This window comes from Aestuariicoccus sp. MJ-SS9 (assembly GCF_032586235.1).
Classification (GTDB): domain Bacteria; phylum Pseudomonadota; class Alphaproteobacteria; order Rhodobacterales; family Rhodobacteraceae; genus Aestuariicoccus.
Genome location: NZ_JAWHTD010000018.1, coordinates 66,586 through 72,585, shown reverse-complemented (window position 1 = coordinate 72,585; position 6,000 = coordinate 66,586). Strand labels below are relative to the sequence as shown.

Here is a 6,000-nt window from a genome sequence, read left to right as displayed (position 1 = left end):
ATCACCGCCAGGCGGATGATTTCCGGGCTGCTGTGAAAGCCCTTGAACGGGTCAGGTTTGGTCATGTTCCGACGCTAAGAGGCCGCACTGCCCGTCTCAACCAGAATCCTTCTGACAAAACCCGCCTGAGCATTGCATCAACCTCAGGGGGAGCGCGGGTCTGCCTGTTTTTCCAAGGTCCACGACCTTCAGATCCATTGTCATCGGACGGCATTGGAAGCTCCTCTCTGGATTTCGTAGTTCGGCATGTCGCTTGGCGCGCGCATTCGACGACGTGATGCGTTTTTCGCCTTCACACTTTCGGCCCTGACCAGCATGCCCTCAGAGGTCCAGTTCCTTCAGGCAGGCTTGCGCAATGTCTCGGTCTGGGGCATCGGTTCCTGGCATCGTCGCCCAGCCGGCTGTCATGAGAGCGTCGCGCCTCTGGTAGGTTGAGGCTGCCCGGATCGTTGCAAGCTTGTCCGCCCGCGCCGGGTCTGACCGCGCCATGTCGAGGCAGACCGGTACCATTGAGGCGACGACATCGTCACGGGACATCGCCATCGCCCGGTCATTCGAAGTGCCGCCGGTTACCCAGCCGCCCCACGTGAATCCGACGACACCGACAAAGACAGCACCGATCACGGCACCATAGATGCCGGGTTTGAGCCATTCGGGAGTATTCATTCTAAGTCCTCCTGCGGAGAAAGCGCCGCTTCGCTATGATTGTTCGCTTCGGGTGTGTCCGCGTCCCGGCGGAGCGCCTCCTTCAGGTCGCTCTCAGTTGTCGCCCGCAGCTCACTTCGCCGAGCGCGCGTACCCTTGCCACGCACTGTCAGGTAGGTCGCCGTCCGGCGATACGCCTCGAAGCTGAGCCCCTGGAGAAGCTCTTCTTCGACAAGAACCTCGTAGTCGCCCGCAGGCAGTTCGCCCGGGTATCCCGGCAAGGTGAACGGGTTTGAAAACGTCACCGTCGATCTGGTCGACCGCATGTTCATCTCTGGTCTCCGCGATGTTGGCAGATCCGTCGCTCACCACTGCTGACGGCCCCTCAGATCCCGGGCCTGGCCAGTCGAACGATTTCTTCTCTTGTACGTCTGGATCGTTCGACTCGCGCTGACACATGTTAGCCCCGGGCACCGATCCGGTTGCCAACGCGACGGGGGAAGGCCGCCGGTACTGACTTGTGTAAGGGCGCAGGGACTGGCGTGCGCGTATTCTTAGGGAAACAGGGACGGTTTGCGTTCCCGCAACGAAGGAATGGAAAGTAGATGGCCGACCCCAATGTTCTCAACCCGCACCCGCCCGAATTCGAACGTTTCCTTTATGCGTCTGTCGGCGAGGACCGGAACGGATATGTCGTGACGGTCCTTTCCACGCTCGCGCGCCTGGGCCTCGATCCATGGCAAGAGACCGCTGACCTGGTCAAGCAGGGACACGACGCTGCCCGGGCGCGATTGGGAACCCTGCTTGCCCGATTTCGGGACGTTCCCGCTCTCGCAAGCGATCATGGCAGGGTCGCGCGAGACCTAAGCCAGCTGCTTCCCGATGGCCGGACGTCAGGCACGCTTAAGCGCGCTGCCTTACCGGTCGCCGACGGCCGCCCGGGAACAAGCGGCGCTATCTGGGCGGTGCTCGCGATCATCTTTGTGCTGTTTCAGATGTTCATGGTTGGCGGGTCGGGCTCAGGCGAATGACCGTCTCAACCGCGACCGCAAGGAGACCGGCAAATGCCGGGACGCTATCGCCGCGCGAACAGGGCGTTCTGTGGGACATGGAGGAACACTTCTGGACCAGTGACGCGGACCATGCGCGGGCAATGACAGCGACCAACGCCGTCATGGTCTTCCCCTATCCGCCCGGCATCCTCCAGGGTGACCAGATCTGGACCCATCTTCGTGAAAGGACCGGCTGGCGGTCCGTCGTTATGTCCGAACGGCGCGTGATGCGGTGTCATCAGATCGCCATTCTCACCTATCGCGTCTCGGCAGAGAAAGCCGATGTGCCGATCTACAAGGCCCTCTGCGCCTCTACCTACCTCAACGATGACGACAAATGGCTGAGGATTTCCCACCAGCAAACCGCGGTGGCTTGAGTGCCGCAACGTAAATGGACCTGCCGCAGGCGCCGGGACTAACCTGCGTCAGTGCGGCGGGGAGCCGACACCGGTTAGGTGCGACGTGCCCGCCGAATATTTGGCGGTGCATCTTTTTCCGAGTACCCGAGAAGCGTGTGGGCGTGTCGATCCCCAAAGGACGGCATGTCGACACGCTTCTTATTCTCGGAACGTCCAGGAAACGACAATTCCAATGACTCCCGAACAGAACAAGACTACCGAGAAGATGTCCTCCGTGAAGGCCGCATGGGACAAGGCGCCCGCTGGTCCGAAGAAGGACGCGGCGCTCAAGCACTACCAGGCAGCCGAGAAGGCGCATACGGCGAAAAACGACACCGAGACCAACAAGGAACTCGATGCGGCCACCCACGCCCTCGCGTGAACGCCATCGTTTGATGTGATACCTGGGGTCGCCTGCCGAGCAACGGAGGGCGGCCCTTTCACTTCAGGAGCGGTCCGGTCTGGTCCAGATATGCCGGGTCGAACTCGGCAAGGTCTAACAGCCCGTCGTAGTCGTGAAACGTGACATGGCCGTCCCGAAAGGTCACCAGTCCACTCTCGCGAAGCTGGCGCAGGACGCGGTTCACGTGGACCGCGCTCAACCCCAAAGTATCGGCGAGGTGGTACTGCGTCAGCGGGCAGTCGAAGCCTTCTTTGCTTCCGATGCCGACCAGCGCAAGCCTCGATCCCAGCTCCAGCAGGAAATGCGCCATGCGCGCATCCGCGTCCCGACGTCCGATCCCGACGAGATGTTCAACGACCATCGCCTCGTCTCTTGACGCCGCCCAGAGAATGGCGGTCGCCAGGCGCGGGGTCTGCGCGAACGCATCAAGAAGGTCGCTCTTCAAGACTTCCGCAGCCTCGATATCGACGATGGGTTCAAAGCTGTGGTCCGAGGTGCGCAAGAGGACGCTCCGCAAGCCGAGAAAATCCCCCGGCACCTGGAAATCCACGATCTGCCGAGTCCCGTCGGCCTGTAGCTTGTAGGAACAGACCCAACCCGCGGACAGAATAAACGCGGCCTGATCGGACTGGCCCTGATGCACCATATCGCACCCCGCGACGAAGGAGCGGCGACGCTGATGGAGTTGTTCAAGCACGGCCAGCTCGCCCTCCGACAGAGCGACGAAGGCCGAAAGCTTGCGGGTCAGTGGGCTGTGTTCTGCCGAAGTCATGTGGCCTCACCGAGTGTCGTGGACCAAGCGCGGAGATTCGGTCGGGACACTGCTTTAAATCAGTACAGTATAGAGCACTTCCTGCGATACGTACGGATGCATCTAAACCTCACAACCTCCCATTCACGATACCAAGGAAGGACACCCGGATGTCCACGACGAGTGAAAATGCAGGCCAGGCCGCCCTGTCAATTTGCGAGGCGCTCCTTCTTGCCATGAACGATCGCGGGTTGCTGCCGGAGCACGAGATCGTGGGAGTTCTTCGTGACGCCGCGGCGACCCATATGAACGCCCTTGGCACCGAACTCGAAATGGAAGGGCACCGGGCCGTCGCAGAATTGATCAACGTGATCATCGCAAGTGGGAACTCTGTCCGACGCCCGTGAAACGCCGCGGCTGCGGTGTCGATCCGAATTCTCGACGCAGAAACTCAACAGGGTACAGCCGCCTTGCGCGCATTTCGGCCGAGCATTCGACCAGAGCAGGCCCAATAACGAAACCTCGACAAGGAGCACGTCGATGTCATTCACTCCACTCCACGACCGGGTTCTCGTTCGTCGCATCGAGGGCGATGAGACGACCAAGGGTGGCCTCATCATTCCCGATACCGCCAAGGAGAAGCCCCAAGAAGGCGAAGTCGTCTCCGTTGGTGCCGGCGGACGACGCGAGAACGGCGAGCGCATCCCCACGGATGTCAAATCCGGCGACCGGATCCTGTTTGGCAAATGGTCCGGCTCAGAGATCGAGCTCGATGGCGAAGACCTTGTGATCATGAAGGAGAGCGACATTCTCGGTGTGATCGCCTGAGACCGTAATCTTTCACTGCAACCTCAGCCTCAGGAATCCACAACATGTCTGCCAAGGAAGTTCGTTTCAGTACCGACGCCCGCGACCGTATGCTGAAAGGCATCAACACGCTGGCCAATGCCGTCAAGATCACCCTCGGCCCCAAGGGCCGAAACGTCATTCTCGACAAATCCTACGGCGCGCCGCGCATCACCAAGGACGGCGTCACGGTCGCCAAGGAGATCGAACTTTCGGATCATTTCGAGAATATGGGTGCCCAGATGGTCAAGGAGGTCGCGCAGCGCACGAACGACGAGGCTGGCGACGGAACCACCACTGCAACCGTACTCGCCCATGCGATTGTCCGGGAAGGCATGAAGTCGGTTGCGGCCGGCATGAACCCGATGGATCTCAAGCGCGGCATCGACAAAGCCGTCGCTGCGGTTGTGGCCGAGATCAAGACCATGTCCCGACCGGTCGGCGACAGCGACGAAATTGCGAAGGTCGGAGCCATTTCGGCCAACGGAGAGGTCGCGATCGGCCGCCAGATCGCAGATGCGATGGCCAAGGTCGGCAACGAAGGCGTGATCACCGTCGAGGAAAACAAGGGCCTGGAGACGGAAACCGAAGTGGTCGAGGGCATGCAGTTCGACCGCGGCTATCTGAGTCCCTATTTCATCACGAACGCTCAGAAGATGGTCGTCGAACTGGATGACTGCGTTATCCTGCTTCACGAGAAGAAACTGACCTCTCTCGTATCCATGGTGCCGCTGCTGGAAGCTGTGATTCAGGCCGACAAACAACTGCTGATCGTAGCCGAGGACACAGAGGGCGAGGCGCTGGCGACGCTGGTCGTCAACAAGCTCCGCGGCGGGCTGAAGATCGCGTCCGTCAAGGCGCCAGGCTTCGGAGACCGCCGCAAGGCGATGATGGAAGACATCGCCGTGCTGACGGGCGGTCAGGTGATTTCCGTAGAAACGGGCACCAAGCTGGAGAATGTCACCATGGACATGCTCGGGTCCGCCAGAAAGGTCACGATCACCAAGGATGACACGACGATCATCGACGGTGCCGGCGACAAGGATGCGATCGCTGCGCGCGTCACGCAGATTCGGGCGCAGATCGATGAGACCACTTCGGACTACGACAAGGAGAAGCTGCAGGAACGGCTCGCCAAGCTTGCCGGCGGCATCGCCGTCATCCAGGTCGGCGGGGCAACCGAGATCGAGGTGAAGGAGCGCAAGGACCGCGTCGGCGACGCGCTGAACGCCACCCGCGCTGCGGTTCAGGAAGGTGTCGTGCCCGGCGGCGGCGTGGCCCTGGTTCATGCCGGCAAGGTGCTGGCGACGCTGAAGGGCGAGAACGGCGATCAGAATGCCGGCATCAAGATCGTCCGGCGCGCGATCCAGGCACCGCTGCGCCAGATTGCCGGAAATGCCGGGGTCGACGGATCGGTGGTTGTTGGCAAGGTCATCGAAAACGATAGCCGGAGCTTCGGTTTCGACGCGCAGGCCGAGGAGTACGTCGACATGCTGAAGACCGGCGTTATCGATCCGACGAAAGTCGTTCGGATCGCCCTGGAAAACGCCGCGTCCATTGCCGGGCTATTGATCACGACCGAAGCGATGGTCGCGCAAAAGCCCAAGGAGGCTGGTGCCGGTAGCGAAATGTCCGAAATGGGTGGAATGATGTGAATGGACGCGGCCTTTCATCAGGAGTCTCGGAACGAGAAATCACATTTCTGAAGGATGTGAACGCCGATCCGTTCAGCAAAATAATTCACAATCAGGAGAAACGGAAATGACCAAAGGTAACAAGCAACGCGGCAACCGTGAAGCGAAGAAGCCTAAGAAGGAGAAGGAAAAGGTCGTTGCAACAGCCGACTTCACGAAGGGCAAAACCTTGATCAATCTAGGCGAGCACAAGAAGAAATAGGTAGAGGGC

General features: G+C 60.5%; 10 protein-coding genes. 7 read left to right on the top strand and 3 right to left on the bottom strand.

Going from position 1 to position 6,000, the window contains the following annotated elements:
* Window positions 1-321: 321 nt before the first annotated feature.
* Together RXV88_RS13465 and RXV88_RS13460 are read right to left on the bottom strand one after the other, a co-directional pair.
* Window positions 322-666, bottom strand: a complete 345-nt coding sequence (locus tag RXV88_RS13465; protein ID WP_115395229.1) for a hypothetical protein — start codon at window positions 664-666, stop codon at window positions 322-324.
* Window positions 663-977, bottom strand: coding sequence for a hypothetical protein (locus RXV88_RS13460; RefSeq protein WP_316293675.1), 315 nt, complete (start codon window positions 975-977; stop codon window positions 663-665). Before RXV88_RS13460 ends, RXV88_RS13465 begins: the two co-directional genes overlap by 4 nt.
* Before the next feature lie 273 nt (window positions 978-1,250).
* Between RXV88_RS13460 and RXV88_RS13455 the strand changes: the two genes are divergently transcribed.
* From RXV88_RS13455 to RXV88_RS13445, 3 genes are all read left to right on the top strand, one after another.
* On the top strand, window positions 1,251-1,676 hold the full coding sequence (locus RXV88_RS13455) for a hypothetical protein (RefSeq protein WP_316293673.1): 426 nt from the start codon (window positions 1,251-1,253) through the stop codon (window positions 1,674-1,676).
* A complete protein-coding gene (locus tag RXV88_RS13450; RefSeq protein WP_316293671.1) occupies window positions 1,673-2,074 on the top strand; it encodes a hypothetical protein in 402 nt (133 codons plus the stop codon). Before RXV88_RS13455 ends, RXV88_RS13450 begins: the two co-directional genes overlap by 4 nt.
* 214 nt (window positions 2,075-2,288) lie before the next feature.
* Window positions 2,289-2,477: a hypothetical protein gene (locus RXV88_RS13445; RefSeq protein WP_316293669.1), complete on the top strand. Its 189-nt coding sequence runs from the start codon at window positions 2,289-2,291 to the stop codon at window positions 2,475-2,477.
* A 58-nt stretch (window positions 2,478-2,535) separates the two neighbouring features.
* Here the strand turns inward: RXV88_RS13445 and RXV88_RS13440 are convergent, their stop codons facing one another.
* Window positions 2,536-3,270: a Crp/Fnr family transcriptional regulator gene (locus RXV88_RS13440; RefSeq protein WP_316293667.1), complete on the bottom strand. Its 735-nt coding sequence runs from the start codon at window positions 3,268-3,270 to the stop codon at window positions 2,536-2,538.
* A 149-nt stretch (window positions 3,271-3,419) separates the two neighbouring features.
* Here RXV88_RS13440 and RXV88_RS13435 point away from each other — a divergent pair, with 149 nt between their 5' ends.
* The 4 genes from RXV88_RS13435 (at window position 3,420) to RXV88_RS13420 (ending at window position 5,991) form a co-directional block, all read left to right on the top strand.
* The gene (locus tag RXV88_RS13435; protein WP_316293665.1) at window positions 3,420-3,656 is read left to right on the top strand and encodes a hypothetical protein; all 237 of its coding nucleotides are present in this window, start codon (window positions 3,420-3,422) and stop codon (window positions 3,654-3,656) included.
* Between the two features lie 133 nt (window positions 3,657-3,789).
* A complete protein-coding gene (locus tag RXV88_RS13430) occupies window positions 3,790-4,077 on the top strand; it encodes a co-chaperone GroES (RefSeq protein ID WP_316293663.1) in 288 nt (95 codons plus the stop codon).
* A 44-nt stretch (window positions 4,078-4,121) separates the two neighbouring features.
* Window positions 4,122-5,750 (top strand): chaperonin GroEL, encoded by a 1,629-nt coding sequence (groL, locus tag RXV88_RS13425; RefSeq protein ID WP_316293662.1) that lies wholly within the window; start codon window positions 4,122-4,124, stop codon window positions 5,748-5,750.
* 106 nt (window positions 5,751-5,856) lie between these two features.
* Complete coding sequence (locus RXV88_RS13420) at window positions 5,857-5,991, top strand: hypothetical protein (protein WP_316293660.1); 135 nt, start codon at window positions 5,857-5,859, stop codon at window positions 5,989-5,991.
* Window positions 5,992-6,000: the final 9 nt, after the last annotated feature.